Genomic DNA, 19,277 nt, shown 5'->3' with positions numbered 1-19,277 from the left:
TGACAAAACGCAAAACCCCTGTAGGAGCTGCGGCACGCTGCGATCTTTTGATGTTGATTTAAAGATCAGATCAAAAGATCGCAGCGTGCCGCAGCTCCTACAGGGTTTTGTGTTTGCCGAAGATATTGATTAGGCGAGCGTTACGCCAAGCTCTTGCTCACCACTTCATACACATCACTCGACAGCGACCCGGAAGCCAGAATCCGCTCCAGCTCCCCTTTCATCAATGCCTGCCGCGCAGTGTCGTATTTGCGCCAGCGCGTCAGCGGTGCCAGTTGGCGCGAGGCGATTTGTGGGTTGAAGCCGTTCAGCTCGATCACCAGATCCGCGAGGAAGCGATAACCGGAGCCGTCCGCCGCGTGGAAGTTGATCAGGTTCTGCCCGGCAAAAGCCCCCACCAGCGCACGCACCTTGTTCGGGTTCTTGATGTTGAACGCAGGGTGCTGCATCAGCGCTTTTACCCGCGCAAGACCGCCCGGCAACGTGCTGCCGGCCTGCACGCTGAACCACTGATCCATGACCAGCGGATTGTCCTTGAAATGCTCGGCGAAACTCGCCAGCGCCAGGTCTTTCTGCTCATCGAACGGCGAGTTGACCAATACGGCCAGCGCGGTCAGGCGCTCGGTCATGTTGTCGGCCGTTTCGAATTGCTCCAGCGCCGCCGCCAGCACTTCCGGCTTGCCGCTGAGCATCAAGTACGACAGCGCGATGTTCTGCAGTGCACGACGGGCAAAGTGCTCGGCCTCGGCCACGTACGGGGTTTTCTTCGACAGGTCGCGGTTGGCCTGATAACGCAGCCACAGCGCCTCGAACAAACCTTCAGCCAGTTGCTTGCGGGCAAATTCACGGGCGATATGGATGGCATCAACGTCTGCGACTTCGCTGATTTCAGTCAGGTACGCCTCACCCGGCAGCGAGAGCATCTCGGCAACCATCGCCTGATCCAGCGATTCATCGGACAGCACGGTGCGCAGTGCCGATACCAGACGCGGATCGAGCTTCAGGTTTTCGCCCTTCTGCTGCTGGCCGATCAGTTCTTGTAGCACCTGTACCGACAGTTGCTGGCCGGCATCCCAGCGGTTGAAACCGTCGCTGTCGTGCTGCATCAGGAACATCAGTTGATCGCGGTTGTACGGGAAGCTCAGTTTCACCGGCGCAGAGAAACCACGCAGCAAGGATGGCAGCGGCTGTTCAGCGATATCGACGAAGGTAAACGTCTGCTCAGCCTCGGTCACCGAGATCACGCGGGTGGTGCCTTGGGCCGACGCTTCACCGGCCAGACGCAGGGCAATCTCGTTGCCTTTGCTGTCGAGCAGGCCCAATTCAACGGGGATCACGAACGGCAGTTTTTCCACTTTGTCCGGGGTTTCCGGGCAGCTTTGGCGGAAGGTCAGGCTGTAGGTTTTCGCTGCAGCATCGTAAGACTCGCTCACTGCCAGACGCGGTGTGCCAGCCTGGCTGTACCAGCGTTTGAACTGGGTCAGGTCGACACCGTTGGCGTCTTCCATGGCCTTGATGAAGTCATCGCAGGTCACGGCTTGGCCATCGTGGCGGTCGAAGTACAGATCGCTGCCCTTGCGGAAGCCCTCGGCGCCCAACAGGGTGTGGATCATGCCGACCACTTCCGAACCCTTTTCGTACACGGTCAGGGTGTAGAAGTTGGAAATCTCGATGAAGCTGTCCGGGCGCACGGCGTGGGCCATTGGGCCGGCGTCTTCAGCAAACTGGTGGGTGCGCAGGTAGGCGACATCCTGAATGCGCTTGACCGTGGCCGAGTTCATGTCGGCCGAGAAGCCGGAATCGCGGAATACGGTGAAGCCTTCCTTGAGCGACAGCTGGAACCAATCGCGGCAGGTCACGCGGTTGCCCGACCAGTTGTGAAAGTATTCGTGGGCGACGATCGCCTCGACCCGCTGGTGTGCGGCGTCGGTGGCGGTTTCGGCGCGGGCCAGCACGGCGCTGGAGTTGAAGATGTTGAGGCCCTTGTTCTCCATGGCGCCCATGTTGAAGTCGTTGACGGCGACGATCATGAAGATGTCCAGATCGTACTCGCGACCGTAGACCTCTTCGTCCCAGCGCATCGACTTCTTCAGGCTGTTCATGGCGTGCTGGCACTTGTCGATGTTTTCCGGTTCGACATAGATGCGCAGAGCGACTTCGCGCTCGGTCATGGTGGTGAAAGTGTCTTCAACGCACCACAAGTCACCGGCCACCAGCGCGAACAGGTACGCCGGTTTCATGAACGGATCTTCCCACGTTGCCCAGTGCCGGCCGTCTTCGCCGGGGCCCGAGGCAATCGGGTTGCCGTTGGACAGCAGCACCGGATAGCTGTGCTGTTCGGCCACCACGGTGGTGGTGAATTTGCTCATCACGTCCGGGCGGTCGAGGTAATAGGTGATTTTGCGGAAGCCTTCGGCCTCGCATTGGGTACAGAACATCGTGCCGGACTTGTACAGGCCTTCGAGCGCCGTGTTGGTTTCCGGGTGGATCCTGACGCTGGTGTCGACCGTGAAGGTTTCGCTGGTCGGTTGCAGGGTCAGGTTGTTTTCGCTGAGTTGATAAGCATCGGCACTCAGTTCCTGATCAGACAGCGTCACCGACAGCAATTCCAGTTGCTGGCCATCAAGCACCAGCGGCGGCAGACCCGCGCCACGCGCCGGGTTGCGGCGCATCACCAGTTGCGCATGGACCAGGCTGTGGTCCTCGAACAACTCGAAGGTCAGGTGCGTTTCGTCGATCAGGTACTCGGGCGCCTGATAGTCCTTGAGGTAAATCATCTTCGGTTGTTCGGTGCGCATGCTGGAATCCTTATTGATGCACGGCGAGTTGATAAGCCGTGTACTTGCGAATATTGATCACGCCGGTGTCGAAGATCAGGTACTGGCCCTTGATCCCCAGCAGCGTGCCTTCGGCAATCGGGCTCTTGTCCAGGTTGAAGCTGACGATTTTGGCCGGGTATTGCTCGACCGGATAGCGGATTTCGAGAGGTTCTACATCGGCAATCGTCTGAATGGCTTGTAGGCCGAATCGCTCCTGCAAGGCTTGCAAACCTTCGGCGCAGCTTTCAAACAACTGATCACGCACCTGCGCCAGATCCACGGACACCGCATCGCCCTTGAGCAGCGCACGCCAGTTGGTCTTGTCCGCCACCTGACTGCGGAACAGGTCTTCAACGAAGCCCGACTGCTGGCGCGTAGACACGCGCATGATCGGCAATGCCTGACTGGCGCCCTGATCAAGCCAGCGCGTCGGCAATTGGGTTGCACGGGTGATGCCGACCTTGATCCCCGACGAATTGGCCAGATAGACCACGTGGTCGGTCATGCAAAACTGCTGGCCCCACACCGGATCCCGGCAGGTGCCCGCATCAAAGTGGCAACGCTCCGGACTCATGATGCACAGGTCGCACTGCGCCAGTTTGGTCATGCACGGGTAGCAATACCCCTGACTGAAACTGGTTTTGGTCTTGCGCCCGCAATGGGTGCAGTGGATCGCCCCCAGGTATTCCAGACGCACAGTCGTGCCGATCAACGGGTTGACCGGCACCTCGACATCATCCAGACGAAACGCGTATTGCACGTTCGGCCCGTCAAGGCGTGCCGACATTTTGCTGATTGCACCGCGGCCAATCTCGATCAATGGATGGCATCCGACTTGAACAGGATGTTCGGCACTTCGATCGACTTCGACGCACATTCTTGCGGGCCCATGTAACCGGTGCGCTGGTCTTCAGGCAGGTTCTGGATTTCCCAGGCGATCATCGCCTGCAACGACAACTCGCGCTGTTCGGCGGTGAGCTTGCCACCGTCGGCCCACTTGCCGATTTCCACGGCCAGTTTCAGGCTCTCGTAGATGTCCGGGGTGATGTTCTTGATCATGTCGTTAAAAGAGGACATCTGGGTCTCCGTGCTCTTTATCTACAAACTAAAATTAGATGGCCAGTTTACGGCGGTTATACAAACCACCCAACAAACCGGTGAAGCATCCGATGAGTAACCCGCTGACATGCGCGGCGTTGGCGATTTCGCCGAAACCGATCATCGAGATCAGCCCGGACATGCACACCACCAGCCACACCAGCATCATCACCAACACGCCGCGCGGCAGCCGATAAGCCGGGTTCGGCGCCAGCAACTGGAAGATCCAGCAATGCCCGAGCAAGCCGTAAAGCACGCCGGACAGACCGCCGAACAAGGTCGGGCCGCTCCAGACAAATTGCGCGTAGTTGGAAACGAGGCTGAACAATAAGGTCAGGCCGATCAGGTTGATGCTGCCCTGACGCGATTCGATACGCCGCCCCAGCTCCCAGTACCACATGCCGTTCATGGCCAGGTGCAGGATGCCAAAGTGAATCAGCATCGGCGTGACCAGACGCCACCACTGCCCCGCCGCGAGGCTATCGGCCAATGGCGTGAAATGGATGTACTCGCCGATTACGCGAAAATCGAGAAAGGTCAGCCAGCGAAGGGTTTCCAGATTTTCGCCGAGGAAGGTCAGGCCGCCGACTATCAGGCTCAGCAGCAGGATGAACCCGGTGGCTTTGGCATGCTTCAGTTGCTCGGCAAAACCGGGGCGTTTGAAAGTCTGCGTAACCGGGATATCCAGCTGCTGATCGGGATCGCCAGCGGGAAAACGCTCGTACAGCGAACGCACGTCGTCGCTGATCTCCGCAGGCGCCCACAGCACCTGCTCGCCCGCCTCTTCACTGACTCGATGGGGCACTTGCATGCGTTGCAACAGCGTGACGAAACCGCTCAGATCCACCGCCAGGGGCAGACGCAATACCGCTACCGAACTCATTGCAGGACCTCCGGCCGCTCGACATCGACCCAGACAAATTTATGCGGATCCAGACGTGTTTCCTGATCCAGACGATAGGCGACGAGTTTGCCGTAGAGCACCGCGCTGTAATCCAGGCAGGCGAGGTTCGGGCGGATCGGCGCCGGTTTGCCGCTGCGCCAATAGTGGCCGACGAACAGCAACGGCTCATCGACGCCGTAGCGCAGCAGGGAATTCTTTTCGCTTGAAGTCAGCGGGGTTTGCGCCACCGGTTCCGGCAGTGCATCGGGCTGGAAGACAATGTCGCCGTAGGTTTTCGGATCGTCTTCCCAGAACTTGGTGCGGAAGAACGAACGCACCAGACCGTCGCCACTGGTCATGGTCTGGCCATCGGGCAGGCGCATGTCGGTGCCGCGCAGCAAACGGTCGAACACGGTGCAGGCGAAACTGCCCGGCACTGCCGACGCCTGGAGGAAGTGTTCATCAATGCAGCCATCGGGGAACAGCGCGCGCAACGGCTCTATCAGGCCGGCATCCCAACAGGCGTGCACCACGCGAAAACGCCCGGCATCGACGAACAGCGGCAGTTGATAGAACCACTGCTGGAAGTCATGCCAGTCGCCCGGATGGCCTTCGAATTGCGTCAGGGTTTCATGCAGCAGGCGCGCATGGCGCGGCGTGTGCTCGCGCACAAACTGCTTGCCGCTGCCCGGTGGCGCCGGGGTGCTCCAGCCCAGAGCGTTGAATTCGTGGTTGCCCATGATGCACAAGGCCTGACCGGCCTCGACCATGTCGTGGACGATGTGCAGCGCCTCGCGAATCCGCGGCCCACGGTCGATGATGTCGCCGACGAACACGGCCATGCGCGATGGATGCCGCCAGACCCCGCCCTGCTTGTGATAGCCGAGGCGATCAAGCAAGTGTTCGAGGGTCTGCGCGCATCCGTGCACGTCACCAATCAAGTCATAACTGCGCGCGGGATCGAGCATCAGTCGCCTCCACCACCCAACTTGCTGCCCCAGCCGAGCTTGGTCCGGCAGACTTCGTAGTAGTTGTGGTCGAGCGGGTGAATCAGCCGCAGCTTTTGCGCTTTTTTGCTGACGGTGATGGTGTCGCCCGGCGCGCAGGTAAAGTGGTTCTGCCCGTCGCAGGAGACTTGCGGGTAGATCTGCATATCTTTGGACACGACGATTTTCAGCTCACTGTTGCCATCGACCACAATTGGCCTGCTGGACAACATATGGGGGTACATCGGCACGATCACAATGGCGTCGAGCTTGGGATGCATGATCGGGCCACCGGCAGACAGCGCATATGCAGTGGAGCCGGTCGGCGTGGCGACGATCAGGCCGTCGGCCTTTTGGCTGCAAACGAACTGGCCGTCGATGTACAACTCGAACTCGATCATCCGCGTCGACTTGCCGGGGTGCAGCACCACATCGTTGAGCGCGTCGCCCTGCCCGATGGCCTCGCCGTGGCGGCGAACTTCGGCTTGCAGCAGAAAGCGGTTTTCCACCAGGTAATGGCCGTCGAGCACTTTCGCGACTTCGACTTCCAGCTCATCCGGGCGAATGTCGGTAAGAAACCCGAGGCTGCCACGGTTGATCCCCAGCACCGGCGTATTGTGTTTGGCCAGCGCCCGGGCGGCGCCGAGCAGGCTACCGTCGCCGCCGACAACGATGACCATGTCGCAGACTTCACCGAGCATCTTGCGCGACGACGTTTGCAGGCCATGCCCCGGCAGGACTTCGGCGATGGTGTCTTCGAGGATCACATGCAGGTGACGATCGAGCAGAAACCGTTTCAGTCGGCGGACGGTATCCAGCACCTGGGAACTGCCCAGGCGACCGATGATGCCGATATTACGAAATTGCTCCATGGGACCTCTGCGGACAATCGAAAACGCGAAAAACCCGATTATGGGCGAAAGCCGCCGTTAGACAAAATCCTTTCAGCCTCAGGGGTGGGCGCGTGTTTAAGGCTATGCTCGCAAGATGATCCTATTTCCCGACTTGCTGCAGTTGCCTCACCAATTACGCCATCCGGAAGTGCGCGACCTGGCGTGGGTGATCCTCGCCCCGCCGATGCTCGCGACCACACCGTGGCCGCAGCGCCATCCGCTGGCGGGCAGCGATTGGGTCAGTGATCCCGAGCGACTGGAGCAATGGCTGCGTCAGCTCGATCGCGACAGCTACGGTTTGCTGCACTGGTTGTCCCAGGCACGCACGCGGCGCCTGGGTTTGTATTACGAGCGGCTGTGGCAGTTTGCCGTGCAGCATGCGCCGGGCATTGAATTGATCGCGGCCAATCTGCCGATCCGCCGCGAGGGCCATACCCTTGGCGAGTTGGACATGCTGCTGCGTGACCGCGACGGCGTGCATCACCTGGAACTGGCGATCAAGCTCTACCTCGGCCCGCAAAATGGCGACGGCCACGATCCGGTGCAATGGCTGGGGCCGGGTTGCCATGATCGACTGGATCGTAAACTGGCGCACTTGGCTGAACATCAACTGCCGATTTCGGCGCGCCCGGAAAGCCGCGAAACCCTGGCTGCTCTGGATATCGAGGCGTTCAGTGCACAACTGTGGCTGGGCGGCTATCTGCTTTACCCGTGGCCCGGCAAGTCGCAATCACCGAATGGCGCGCATCCGCAGCATTTGCGTGGCAGCTGGTTGCATCAGAAAGACTGGCCGGCATTCCTGGCGCAGCGTCCGCCGGGACGTTGGCAACCCCTGCCCCGCCATGCCTGGCTGGCACCGGCGCATTACCCGGCGGATCAGACCTGGAGCCGGGAGCATTTGCAAATGTGGCTCGAGGCGCTGGAACCCTTGGCGCCAGCGCAACTGATGGTGCGCCTGACCGAGAATGCGCGAGGGGAATGGGAAGAGGCGGAGCGGCTGTTTCTGGTGTCCGACCTGTGGCCGAATGTTCCGGGCCAATCCTGAGATTTGTGGTGTTCATACTGGCCCCATCGCTGGCAAGCCAGCTCCCACAGGTTTCGTGGTGCACACAGAACCTGTGGGAGCTGGCTTGCCAGCGATTGGGTCAACCCGGTCAGAGGGATAAGCGCAAAGCCAACGCCGCCAACGTCACCAACAACACCGGCACCGTCAGCACAATCCCCACCCGGAAGTAATACCCCCAGCCAATCCGGATCCCCTTGCGCTCCAGCACATGCAGCCACAGCAAAGTGGCCAGACTGCCAATCGGTGTGATCTTCGGCCCCAGGTCGCTGCCGATCACGTTGGCGTAGATCATCGCCTCCTTGACCACTCCGCTCGCCTGACTGGCATCAATCGACAAGAGCCCGATCAGCACCGTCGGCATGTTGTTCATGATCGATGACAGCACTGCCGTCAGCACACCAGTCCCGAACGCCGCGCCCCACACGCCATGACCGGCGAAGACATCGAGCCAACCGGCCAGATACCCGGTCAATCCGGCATTGCGCAGGCCGTAGACCACCAGATACATGCCCAGCGAGAAAATCACGATCTGCCACGGCGCGTCTTTCACCACTTTGCGTGTGGAAATCTTGTGACCACGGGCGGCGATCGCCAGCAGCAGCGCCGCGCAGACAGCGGAAATCGCACTGATCGGAATGCCCAGCGGCTCCAGCGCGAAACAGCCGATCAGCAATATCGCCAACACCGCCCAACCGGCGTAAAACGTGGCTTTGTCGTGGATCGCGGTTTCTGGACGCTCGAGCTGTTCGGGGTCGTAAGCCGCCGGAATATCGCGACGGAAAAACCACATCAGCATGCCCAGCGTCGCGGCCACACTGACGAAGTTCACCGGCACCATCACCGCCGCATAGCGGTTGAAGCCGATGTTGAAGAAGTCAGCGGAGACGATGTTGACCAGGTTCGACACCACCAGCGGCAGGCTTGCGGTGTCGGCAATAAACCCTGCGCCCATGACGAACGCCAGGGTCGCTGCCGGTGAAAACCGCAGCGCCAGCAGCATGGAAATGACAATCGGCGTGAGAATCAACGCCGCCCCATCATTGGCGAACAGCGCCGACACCAGCGCGCCGAGCAGCACCATGAAGGCAAACAGCTTGCGCCCACTGCCCCGCCCCCAGCGCGCCACGTGCAACGCGGCCCAATTGAAAAAACCGGCCTCATCGAGCAGCAGGCTGATGATGATCAGCGCGACAAAAGTGCCGGTGGCGTTCCAGATGATTTGCCACACCAGCGGGATATCACTCAGGTGCACCACCCCAAAGATCAACGCCAGCACCGCGCCCAACGTCGCACTCCAGCCGACGCCGAGGCCTTTGGGTTGCCAGATCACGAGGGTAATAGTCAGCAGGAAAATCAGTGACGCAGCGAGCATCTACAGCAACCTTCAGAAAGGGAAAAAGGAGGCGCGAACAATACACCGACTTGTGGAAAGAAGATCCCTGTGGCGAGCAATGTTGTGCAGTCAAGAAATAGGCAGAGTTGAAAATAATCTGTGGCGAGGGGATTTATCCCCGATCGGCTGCGAAGCAGTCGTCAAACCTGCAAACAGGTATGACTGAGGAATGCTGGGGGTCGCTTCGCAACCCATCGGGGATAAATCCCCTCGCCACAGGGGTTCTCGGTCCTGGCTTACTTCTTGTGTTGTTCGACAAACTGCCCATAGGCATCAATGAATTTTTGCAGGAACGGCTTCACCGTTTCACTCAGCTTGCCCGCCTCGTCAAAAGCCGAACCCGCGCCACCCAAATAGGCTTCCGGTTGCTGCATGCAGTGCACATCAAGAAACACAAACGACTGGCGCAGGTGCTGGTTCGCGCCAAAACCACCGATAGCCCCCGGCGATACGCTGATCACCGCGCCCGGCTTGCCGCTCCAAGCGCTCTTGCCGTAAGGCCGCGAGCCGACATCGATGGCATTCTTCAGCGGAGCCGGCACGGAACGGTTGTACTCCGGCGTCACAAACAACAACGCGTCGGATGAACCCACTTTTTCACGGAAAGTGCTGTAGGCTGCGGGCGGTGAATCACCGTCGATGTCTTCGTTGTACAGTGGCAGGTCGCCAATCTCGATAATCTCAAGCTTGAGGTTCGCTGGCGCCAGCTCAGCCAGTGCCAAAGCGACCTTGCGATTGATCGAAGCTTTGCGCAGGCTACCAACCACTACCGCGACGTTGTAGACATTGCTCATGGAAACTCTCGACTGTCAGTGGGGGAGCCACTAGTTATAGATGATCCGATGACGATTTCACCAGCAGAGGAGGGAAATTCCCGCCTGCTGATTATTTTTTTCCTGTAGGAAAACTTACAGCACTTGATGACGGTCTACCAAGCCGCAAATCAAGCGATTTATCTCCAGAGGTTCTAAGCAGATGGCAGCAGTACTCGTCGGTCAGTTCCATGCAAGAGATGCGGAAGGCCGCGTTTATTCCGTGCATGAGTTCCAGGAATCCACCCCGTCTGCGGACGGAATCACCGGCACGGAGCCCGTCACCACCTACAAATTGGCGATTGGCGATCGCATCGAGAAACTTGATGACGCCGAATTCAAGCTGGTTCAGTCAGGCATTATCCTGACCCGCGAACCTGAGCCAATCGTCGCTTCATAACCGTGCGTTATGAGCAGAAGTCATATGCGCAGACTTGGGGTAGGATTCAGCCTCTGACCCCACCTGCTGAACATGGACTTCACGCATGCGTTTACGCCATATCGAAGTGATTCAGGCGCTCTTGCAGACTGGTCACCTGGGCACCGCCGCCGAATGGCTGCAGTTGCCGGTGACCGAAGTCGAAGAGCGTTTGCGCGAAGCCGAGAGTCAGTTGGGGTTCATGCTGTTCGCCAGCGTTCGCGGGCGCCTGCAATCGACGCCCGAGGCGCGGGCGTTGCAAGTGGAAATCGCCCACGTCTATGAAGCGCTGGAACCAGTGCAACGTCTGGCCAGCAGCCTCAAGCAATACCTCGCACCGCCGCTGCGCATCATCGGCACCCCGCCGCTGGCGCAACAATTACTCCCGCACAGCCTCGCCGCCCTGCGCCGACGCGTGCCAGACGCGCCGTGCAGCCTGCTCAGCGCACCGACCCGCGACATCGTCCGCAGTCTGCTGCTGCGCGAAAGCGATCTCGGCTTGAGCCTGCACGATCCCGAACATCCAGACATTCATTGCCAGCCACTGGCCCACAGCAAGCTGCAACTGCTCGCGCCGCACGGCTGGCTGCAACCCCGACAAAAGTACATTTCCCTACAGGATCTGGCAGGCCAGGCGATGGTCGGCCTCGACGGTCAGGACCCGCTGAGCCCGGCGCTGGATCACAAACTCCAGGCCGTGCGTCCGGCGCCGAGTATCCAGACCCGCGTACAAACCCACCAGATGATGCGCAGCATGGTCGAGGCTGGCGAAGGGCTGGCCATCGTCGACCCGTTTACCGCGCTCGGTGCGCGCGCGGCCGGGCTGGATGTCTGCCCGCTCTCGCCTGCCGTGCCGATCAGCCTCTACGCCCTGACCTTCAAACACGTCGCACCGTCATCGACGATTCAGACGTTACTGGCGATCATCACGGAACAAGCCGAGGCGATGTTGTCGAGCTGAGCGGATTTTCCAGCGGGTTATCGAACAATCGATACCAGAACAGCGCCTCTTCTGCGGTGTTCGGATCAATACCGCGATAGCGCAACTGGTCGACGCCGCCAATCACATACCCGCAACGCTCATACAGCCGACAGGCACCGAGGTTGTTGTTCTGGGTTTCCAGCATGATCCCCGGCAGCTTCTTCTTGCGACTCCAGAACTGCGCCACATCCAGCAAAGCCTTGGCCACGCCATGGCGACGGGCTGGTGCGTGCACCGCCAGTTCATCGATATGGGCAAAGCCGTTCCAGTTGGTGCTGATCACCAGATGGCCCACCGGCTCATCATCGAGGTAGGCCATGAATATCGCGCTGTCGGCAGCTTTGTGAAAGCTGCTGAACTCCTCGGGATCAATGCCGTAGCACTTGCGGTACGGCACGATGGGCGTCACACGCCACTGTTCGACGGGTTTGCCGATTACAGCGGCACCATACGCTGCGACTTCAAAACTGAAGTCGCTGCCCCAGATATAAGGCGCAAAACCTTCATCGGCAACCCGCACCGACAGCCCTGGGTGTTTTGGATTCATGACCGGTTGCATGCTCGCAAAGCTCCTCATTCCTTGACGCAATCGACGGTGTAGTGTCGCCCATTGCCTTCATCTTCATGTTGCAGTCCATGCACATCAGCTACAAAACCCTGGAAGCTGCTATCAAACGTGCGGGCAAATTTCAGGTAATCGATGATCGAGCGCGTCGACTCGGTAAAGCGCTCACCGGGCATGATCAACGGGATTCCCGGCGGATACGGCACCAGCATCACGGCGGCAATCCGCCCTTCCAGCTCGTCGATCGGCACCGCCTCGACTTCACCGCGCACCAGATGATCGTAAGCGTGGGCCGGCTTCATGGCGATTTCCGGCAGCACCGTGTACATGCGCTTGAGATGTTTGGCGGTGGCATTGCTGCGATAACAGGCGTGCAATTGATCACACAGATCCCGCAGGCCCATGCCGCGATAGCGCGCGGTGTCTTCCTGGGCGACACACGGCAGACACGTCGCCAGACTGATGTTAGCGTCGTAACTGCGCTTGAACTCCAGCAACTCGGTGAGCAACGTGCTCCATTTGCCTTTGGTGATGCCCATTGAGAACAACACCAGGAACGAATACAGCCCGGTCTTCTCCACCACAAGCCCACGCTCCCAGAGGAACTTGCTGACCACCGCCGCCGGGATGCCCTTCTCGCTCAACGCGCCACCGGCGTTCAGCCCCGGCATCACCAGCGTGACCTTGATCGGATCGAGCAAAACGTAATCGTCGCTGACCTCGCCGAAACCATGCCAGTCGGCGTCAGGCTTCAGCAGCCAGTCCTCGGTGTGCACGCGGTCGATGCCTTCGACACCCGGTGGCTGCCAGATCGAAAACCACCAGTCATCCGCCGCGATGTGCTGACGCAGATTGGCCAGCGCGCGGCGAAAACTCAGGGCTTCGTCGAAGGTTTCCTGCAACAGCGAGCGCCCGGCCGGGCCTTCCATCATCGCCGAGGCCACGTCCAGCGAGGCGATGATGCTGTACTGCGGCGAGGTCGAGATGTGCATCATGAATGCTTCATTGAAACGATCACTATCCAGTTGCCGCGCGCCGCCGTCCTGCACATGAATCATCGAGGCCTGACTGAACGCCGCCAACATTTTGTGAGTGGAATGGGTGGTAAATACCAGAGGACTGTCTTCGCTGCGCGAAGTGTCCATGCCATAGCGCCCGGCGAAGAATTCGTGAAACGCCGCATAGGCGTACCAGGCCTCGTCGAAATGCAGCACTTCGACGCTATTGCCCAGGCTTTGTTTGATCAGTTCGGCGTTGTAACAGAGCCCGTCGTAGGTCGAATTGGTGACCACCGCCAGTTTCACTTTCGGCGCGCGCCCCTTGGTCAGCGGACTGGCGTCGATCTTGGCCTGGATTGATTCGCGGCTGAACTCGCTAAGCGGTATCGGGCCGATGATCCCCAGTTCATTACGCTCCGGGCACAGGTACAACGGGATCGCGCCGGTCATGATGATCGCGTGCAGCACCGACTTGTGGCAGTTGCGATCCACCAGCACCAGATCATCGCGAGCGACCATCGAATGCCAGACAATTTTGTTGGCGGTCGAGGTGCCATTGATCACGAAAAACGTGTGGTCGGCTCCGAAATTGCGAGCTGCGCGGGCTTCTGCCTCGGCGAGCGGACCGGTGTGATCAAGCAGAGAACCGAGTTCCGGCACCGACACTGACAAGTCGGAGCGCAGAGTGTTTTCACCGAAAAACTGATGAAACGCCTGCCCCACCGGACTCTTGTGATACGCCACGCCGCCGCCATGGCCGGGCGTGTGCCAGGAATAATTGGAGTCGGCGGTGTGTTGCACCAGCGCCTTGAAAAACGGCGGCAGCAGACCATCGAGATACTTGCGCGCCGCCCGCGCGACTTGCCGGGCCAGGAACGGTACGGTGTCTTCGAACAGATAAAGGATGCCGCGCAGTTGATTGAGCTCGGCCATGGCGTCGGCCGGGGCATTTTCCAGGGTGACTTGCTCGCCCAGGGCAAAGATCGGCAGATCCGGCGCCCGCACCCGCGCGAGGCCGATCAGTTCGGCCATGTTCTGCAAAAGATGCGAGTCGGTGCTGGCGTCCTCGGCGGCAATCAACATGCACGCGAGACCATGATGGGTCGAAGCCACCAGACGCCCTTCCGCGTAGTCGGTGGCCGAAACGATACTGAAACCTTCCTGCTCCAACTCCCGGGCAATGCCTCGGATACGATCGCCGGCGACCGTGTCGGCCTTGATGTCGCGATGGACGATCAACACCGGAAATTTCAAATCTTTGTACATGGGGCTCAGTGTCCTGAGGCGGCGGATTCAAATCTGCCAATGCATTCAGGGTAGAGGGTTGCAGCGAAAGTGGCGAGGGTGGCCAGTTGGCTTCATGGCGCCAAAAGCAAAAGATCGCAGCCTTTGGCAGCTCCTACATTGGAATGCAATCCCCTGTAGGAGCTGCCGCAGGCTGCGATCTTTTGATCTTCAGGCTTGGGCGTCAGCCTCGGCAATCTGCGTCCACAACGCCGGGCCACCGGCCGATTTGGCAATGATCTCCAGCCGCACCAGATGCGCAGCCAGTTCATCTTCAGTCGCACGAATAATCCGTGCTGGCTGGCGATCAGCCGGCAAGCGGCGAATTTCGGTAGCGGAGTTGTCCGATCCATCGCCCGTGCCGTTGCCGTCGGAGGCATTGCCGGCCAGCGACAGACTGGTCTGGCCACCGGTCATGGTCAGGTAAACGTCGGCGAGAATCTCCGAGTCGAGCAAGGCGCCGTGCAGTTCACGACCGGAGTTGTCGACGCCATAACGTTTGCACAAAGCATCGAGGCTGTTGCGCTGACCCGGGTGACGTTCCCGGGCCATCATCAGGGTGTCGAGGATCGAGCAGTGTTGCGTGATGTCGGCGAGATCCTGTCGACCCATCAAAGCGAATTCGTTGTTGATGAAGCCAACGTCGAACGCCGCGTTGTGGATGATCAGTTGTGCGCCTTTGATGAACTCGAAGAATTCATCAGCGACTTCGGCAAAGCGTGGCTTGCCGACCAGGAATTCGTTGGTGATGCCGTGGACGCCGATGGCGCCTTCGTCACTCTCGCGATCCGGTTGCAGGTAGACGTGAAAGTGTCGGCCCGTGAGGCGCCGACCGATCAGTTCGACACAACCGATTTCGATAATCCGGTGACCATCGGTCACCGGCATGCCGGTGGTTTCGGTATCGAGTACAACGGATCTGGTGGCCATCAGTGCTCAGCTCTCAACGGGTCAATCGTGCAAAAACGCGGATGTTAACACGCTCGACGGGGTGTTTCAGTCAGACCGTGGCGCGGCCATCGCCAGCAGGCTGGCTCCCACACGAGATCTATGTCATTCACAGATCCCCTGTGGGAGCCAGCCTGCTGGCGATTGGGCCTCCACGGTGCATCAGGAGAAATCAGCTCTGCTTGTACCCGCGAACCTCATCAACCCCACGGTTGGCCAACTGGTCGGCGCGCTCGTTACCGTGATGACCAATGTGCCCGCGCACCCACTTCCAGGTGACCTTGTGGCGGTTTACCTGTTCGTCCAGCTCTTTCCACAGATCAGCGTTCTTGACTGGCTCTTTGGCAGCTGTCTTCCAGCCGCGCTTCTTCCAGTTGACCATCCACTCGTTGATGCCCTTCATCACGTATTGCGAGTCAGTCACCAGCAGCACTTCACAAGGTCGCTTCAAGGCTTCGAGGCCACGGATCGCGCCGAGCAGTTCCATGCGGTTGTTGGTGGTATTTGCTTCGCCGCCCCACAGTTCCTTTTCGACGCCCTTGCACACCAGCAAGGCGCCCCAGCCGCCCGGGCCGGGATTGCCCTTGCAGGCGCCATCGGTGAACAGTTCTACGCTTTCGACGCTTTCGCTCATGCCAATCTATCCAGAAAAAATGCGTGCCTCGCCAATCGCGGATTGACGATGACCGCGGCCGAAGCAAGTCCGGCCACTATAAAAAGAAGGTTTACGGTTCGATGCGGCGGCGGTTGACCTTGGCCATCGGCAGCGGAATCAGCTTGCCCATCGGCTCGCGACGCTCCTGACGCAGCGGGCGTAGCCCGACCACAATCTTGCGCGCTACCAATAAGTAGAAGCCGCCTCCCGACAATTGCCAGTCACCGGCCTTGCGTTCCCAGCCGGCCAGACGGGCCTGCCACTTGGGCGACGCGAGCGGCGGACGATAGCACCCGAAGCGGCGTTTCTCCAGCGCAAAGCCCAGCAGATTGAGCCAATCGGCAACCCGCGATGGCGAGATGCAGCGCGCCTTGCGCAAGGCGTCATGAGCAAACGCATGGCGCAGGCCCCAGGTGCTCCAGGGATTGATTCCGATAATCAACAAATGCCCGCCTGGGCGCACGCTGCTCGCCGCTTCGCGCAACAGGCCGTGAGGTGACAGACAGAAATCCAGACCGTGTTGCATCACCACCACGTCGGCGGCGTGCTCGCTCAATGGCCAGGCCTGCTCTTCGCAGACGATCTCGACACCCGGCAGCGGCGCACCGAGTCGCACATTGCGCTGCACTTGCGGCGCTGACGGCGGGGTTTCGGCCGAGGGGCCGTAGTGCACCAGATAGCCACCAAAGAACCGGCCCAGCTCGTCTTCGAGCATGCGCCGCTCTTCATCCAGCAGAAATTGCCCGAGCGGGCCCGCCAGCCATTCACGGGCGGCGCTGATCAACGCCAGCCAGTCGGGATCAGCCTGAGCGAACGCTTTATCGGTCATGTCATTCTCCAACGCGCCAGGAACTACTAAGATGCGCCAATGTTTTCCGCTTGGCGAATTCCGACGATGATACAGATCAGTGCCCTGCCCGCGTTCACCGATAACTACATCTGGTTGTTACAGGATCACCGCACCCAGTGCTGCGTGGTGGTCGATCCGGGCGATGCCGCGCCCGTGCTGGCGTGGCTCGACGCCCATCCTGGCTGGACGCTGAGCGATATCCTGATCACCCACCATCATCACGATCACGTCGGCGGCGTCGAGCGCCTGAAGCAGGCCAGCGGCGCCACCGTCTACGGCCCGGCCAGCGAAAACATTCCGGCACGGGACGTGGCACTCAAGGACAACGACAGCGTCAGCGTGCTCGGCTGGGACTTCGATGTCTACGCGGTGCCGGGTCACACCTTGGGACACATTGCCTATTATCACCACGGCTTGCTGTTCTGCGGAGACACGCTGTTCGCCGCCGGCTGTGGCCGCTTGTTCGAGGGCACGCCTGAGCAGATGCATCACTCGCTGAGCCGACTCGCCGCGCTGCCCGAGGATACGCTGGTCTATTGCACCCACGAATACACCCTGAGCAACCTAAAGTTTGCCGCCGCGGTTGAACCGAGCAACGCAGACATTGCCGCCCGTCTGGAAAAAGTCACCCAGCAACGGCAGAACGGGGTCATGACGCTGCCTTCGACTCTGGCCCTGGAAAAGCTCACAAATCCGTTTTTGCGCACAGCTGAAACATTAGTTACACAAAAAGTGGACGAACGGGAAGGCGCTCAAAACCGGGCGCCGAGCGAGGTTTTTGCGGCTCTGCGAGCATGGAAAGATACGTTCTAACTACCCCATCGCCTGATACAAATATTCTGAATGGTTGACCGCAAGGGGTGCGCTTTCTAGAATCGCCCGACATTTTCGCCCGGAACTTACTTCCAGCCAATGTCGTCATCCATACGTAAGTCCGTCAATTCAGACGCGCTGACCCGCCTGGCACAAGCCATCGCGGTGGCTGTGTCCGCCACGCTGGCGGGCTGCTCCAGCCATGCTCCGCAGCCTGAAGCGACCCATACGCCGAACATTGCTGCGCGAGCCAAGCAGAAGCCGATCTGGCTGACCGAGAAGCCCACCCCTCAGGTTCCTCAGGATGTCTGGGAGCGCATGCGCCAGGGTTTCCAGTTGCAGGAAGGCCTGGGTGTGAACCCGCGCATCGAGCAGCAGCGCCTGTGGTTCGCCAGTAACCCCTCTTTTCTCGAGAGCGCTGGCGAGCGCGGCAGTCTCTATATTCATTACATCGTCGAGCGCCTCGAAGAACGCAACATGCCGCTGGAGCTGGCCCTGCTGCCAGTGATTGAAAGCTCCTACAACCCGATGGCCTATTCCCGGGCCAACGCGGTGGGTCTCTGGCAGTTCATTCCGTCTACCGGTCGTTATTTCAATCTGCGTCAGACCCGCTTCTACGATGGCCGTCGCGATATTACCGCCTCGACCACCGCTGCCATGGACTACCTGACCCGTCTGCACGACATGTTCAACGGTGACTGGCTGCTGGCGCTGGCCGCTTACAATGCCGGTGAAGGCACGGTCAGCCGCGCGATCGAGCGTAACGAAAGGCTCGGCCTGCCAACCGACTACTGGAACCTGCCGCTGCCAGCGGAAACCCAGGCCTACGTGCCAAAGTTGCTGGCGCTGTCGCAAGTGGTCCTGGCGCCGGAAGCCTACGGGGTGAACCTCAACCCGATCGCCAACGAACCGTACTTCCAGGTCGTCGAAATCAACCAGCGCATGGATTTGTCGAAAGTCGCTGCGGTGGCCAACATCGACGAAGACGAACTGTTCCAGCTCAACCCGGCCTTCAAGCAGCGCACCACCATCGACGGCCCTCAGCATTTGCTGGTGCCGACGTCCAAGGCGCAACTGCTGACCGCCAGCCTGCAAACCATGCGAGCTGACGAGTTGATCAGCCCGCGTTCGCTGAAACCGGTATTCGAAGGTGCTGACCCGACCGAAGTGGCGCAACTCAAGCGCGCCTATCGCGTCAAGCGCGGCGACAACCTTGGCACCATCGCCAAGGCCAACAAGGTTGAAGTCAAGGATCTGCAGCGCTGGAACAAATTGACCGGCAAGAATCTCAAGGTCGGCCAGACCCTGGTGATGCAGGACAACACCAAGCGCAGCCCTGCGCGCAAGAGTGGCCGGGTCAACACCGTAATCGCGGCCAACAGCAAGACCAAAGGCAAGGCCGAGAGCGCCCAGCAGACCAAGTACAAGGTCAAGCGCGGCGACACGCTGTATGTGGTGGCCAAGCGTTTCAACGTAGAGATGCAACATCTCAAACGCTGGAACCCGGGCGCCGGCAAGGCGCTGAAGCCTGGGCAGATGCTCACGGTTTATTCGCCGCATTGATTGATGAAAGAGCCCCTGAAATTCAGGGGCTTTTTTTATGAAAAAATATTGATGGGCTCTTATGGCCAGGGAATTCTGTGGCGAGGGGATTTATCCCCGCTGGGGCGCGCAGCGGCCCCTCTTTTGATCCCCAAAAGGCAGGCCTGCTGCGCAGTCCAACGGGGATGAATCCCCTCGCCACAGGGGAAAAAGACTACTCAGGGAGCTACGATTAACCCCGCATTAACCCGCTATCTTTTTCCTGCCCAGAC

Annotated in this window: 18 protein-coding genes; 5 read left to right on the top strand and 13 right to left on the bottom strand. The window is 59.8% G+C overall.

Features of this window, described 5'->3' with window-relative positions; translation table 11 throughout:
* Positions 1-140: 140 nt before the first annotated feature.
* From pepN to ACA061_RS11630, 6 genes are read right to left on the bottom strand one after another with little or no spacing between them, the layout of a single operon-like run.
* Positions 141-2,798, bottom strand: coding sequence for an aminopeptidase N (pepN, locus tag ACA061_RS11655; protein WP_497301622.1), 2,658 nt, complete (start codon positions 2,796-2,798; stop codon positions 141-143).
* 10 nt (positions 2,799-2,808) lie between these two features.
* Entirely contained in the window at positions 2,809-3,639 is an 831-nt protein-coding gene (locus ACA061_RS11650) for a DUF2797 domain-containing protein (protein ID WP_497301621.1), read from the bottom strand.
* Positions 3,636-3,896: a YeaC family protein gene (locus ACA061_RS11645; RefSeq protein WP_042558818.1), complete on the bottom strand. Its 261-nt coding sequence runs from the start codon at positions 3,894-3,896 to the stop codon at positions 3,636-3,638. Before ACA061_RS11645 ends, ACA061_RS11650 begins: the two co-directional genes overlap by 4 nt.
* Before the next feature lie 34 nt (positions 3,897-3,930).
* The gene (locus ACA061_RS11640) at positions 3,931-4,800 is read right to left on the bottom strand and encodes a rhomboid family intramembrane serine protease (protein WP_150604976.1); all 870 of its coding nucleotides are present in this window, start codon (positions 4,798-4,800) and stop codon (positions 3,931-3,933) included.
* Positions 4,797-5,771 carry a metallophosphoesterase gene (locus ACA061_RS11635; protein WP_191626503.1) on the bottom strand — a complete coding sequence of 325 codons (975 nt, stop codon included), beginning with the start codon at positions 5,769-5,771 and terminating at the stop codon, positions 4,797-4,799. The genes ACA061_RS11640 and ACA061_RS11635 overlap by 4 nt, the downstream gene beginning before the upstream one ends.
* Positions 5,768-6,658, bottom strand: a complete 891-nt coding sequence (locus ACA061_RS11630; protein ID WP_042558815.1) for an NAD(+) kinase — start codon at positions 6,656-6,658, stop codon at positions 5,768-5,770. The genes ACA061_RS11635 and ACA061_RS11630 overlap by 4 nt, the downstream gene beginning before the upstream one ends.
* Before the next feature lie 115 nt (positions 6,659-6,773).
* Between ACA061_RS11630 and ACA061_RS11625 the strand changes: the two genes are divergently transcribed.
* Positions 6,774-7,724, top strand: coding sequence for a DUF1853 family protein (locus ACA061_RS11625; RefSeq protein WP_497301618.1), 951 nt, complete (start codon positions 6,774-6,776; stop codon positions 7,722-7,724).
* Positions 7,725-7,833: 109 nt separating this feature from the next.
* Here ACA061_RS11625 and ACA061_RS11620 read toward each other — a convergent pair whose 3' ends face one another.
* Positions 7,834-9,117: an arsenic transporter gene (locus ACA061_RS11620; RefSeq protein ID WP_210555175.1), complete on the bottom strand. Its 1,284-nt coding sequence runs from the start codon at positions 9,115-9,117 to the stop codon at positions 7,834-7,836.
* A gap of 257 nt (positions 9,118-9,374) precedes the next feature.
* Positions 9,375-9,932, bottom strand: a complete 558-nt coding sequence (locus ACA061_RS11615) for an NADPH-dependent FMN reductase (protein WP_150604971.1) — start codon at positions 9,930-9,932, stop codon at positions 9,375-9,377.
* A 181-nt stretch (positions 9,933-10,113) separates the two neighbouring features.
* On the opposite strand from ACA061_RS11615, the gene ACA061_RS11610 reads away from it, so the two are divergent.
* Complete coding sequence (locus ACA061_RS11610; protein ID WP_150618188.1) at positions 10,114-10,350, top strand: hypothetical protein; 237 nt, start codon at positions 10,114-10,116, stop codon at positions 10,348-10,350.
* An 85-nt stretch (positions 10,351-10,435) separates the two neighbouring features.
* Positions 10,436-11,329, top strand: coding sequence for a LysR family transcriptional regulator (locus ACA061_RS11605; protein ID WP_150604969.1), 894 nt, complete (start codon positions 10,436-10,438; stop codon positions 11,327-11,329).
* On the opposite strand, the gene ACA061_RS11600 is transcribed toward ACA061_RS11605, so the two are convergent.
* The 5 genes from ACA061_RS11600 to ACA061_RS11580 form a co-directional block, all read right to left on the bottom strand.
* Positions 11,295-11,909 (bottom strand): GNAT family N-acetyltransferase, encoded by a 615-nt coding sequence (locus ACA061_RS11600; RefSeq protein ID WP_150595431.1) that lies wholly within the window; start codon positions 11,907-11,909, stop codon positions 11,295-11,297. The two genes, ACA061_RS11605 and ACA061_RS11600, sit on opposite strands and share 35 nt — an antisense overlap.
* A gap of 14 nt (positions 11,910-11,923) precedes the next feature.
* Positions 11,924-14,179, bottom strand: a complete 2,256-nt coding sequence (locus ACA061_RS11595) for an Orn/Lys/Arg family decarboxylase (RefSeq protein WP_497301616.1) — start codon at positions 14,177-14,179, stop codon at positions 11,924-11,926.
* Between the two features lie 189 nt (positions 14,180-14,368).
* Complete coding sequence (gene dnaQ, locus ACA061_RS11590; protein ID WP_047300751.1) at positions 14,369-15,127, bottom strand: DNA polymerase III subunit epsilon; 759 nt, start codon at positions 15,125-15,127, stop codon at positions 14,369-14,371.
* A 190-nt stretch (positions 15,128-15,317) separates the two neighbouring features.
* Complete coding sequence (gene rnhA / locus ACA061_RS11585) at positions 15,318-15,779, bottom strand: ribonuclease HI (RefSeq protein ID WP_150595434.1); 462 nt, start codon at positions 15,777-15,779, stop codon at positions 15,318-15,320.
* A 91-nt stretch (positions 15,780-15,870) separates the two neighbouring features.
* Positions 15,871-16,629 (bottom strand): class I SAM-dependent methyltransferase, encoded by a 759-nt coding sequence (locus tag ACA061_RS11580; protein WP_150605521.1) that lies wholly within the window; start codon positions 16,627-16,629, stop codon positions 15,871-15,873.
* Between the two features lie 66 nt (positions 16,630-16,695).
* Between ACA061_RS11580 and gloB the strand changes: the two genes are divergently transcribed.
* Together gloB and ACA061_RS11570 are read left to right on the top strand one after the other, a co-directional pair.
* Positions 16,696-17,463, top strand: a complete 768-nt coding sequence (gene gloB, locus ACA061_RS11575) for a hydroxyacylglutathione hydrolase (RefSeq protein WP_150605522.1) — start codon at positions 16,696-16,698, stop codon at positions 17,461-17,463.
* A gap of 99 nt (positions 17,464-17,562) precedes the next feature.
* Positions 17,563-19,026 carry a transglycosylase SLT domain-containing protein gene (locus ACA061_RS11570; RefSeq protein ID WP_497301613.1) on the top strand — a complete coding sequence of 488 codons (1,464 nt, stop codon included), beginning with the start codon at positions 17,563-17,565 and terminating at the stop codon, positions 19,024-19,026.
* Positions 19,027-19,277: the final 251 nt, after the last annotated feature.

The sequence above is a fragment of the Pseudomonas sp. LBUM1668 genome (assembly GCF_059695715.1).
Note: the sequence above shows the minus strand (reverse complement) of the source record. Positions and strands in the feature narration are given on the sequence as shown.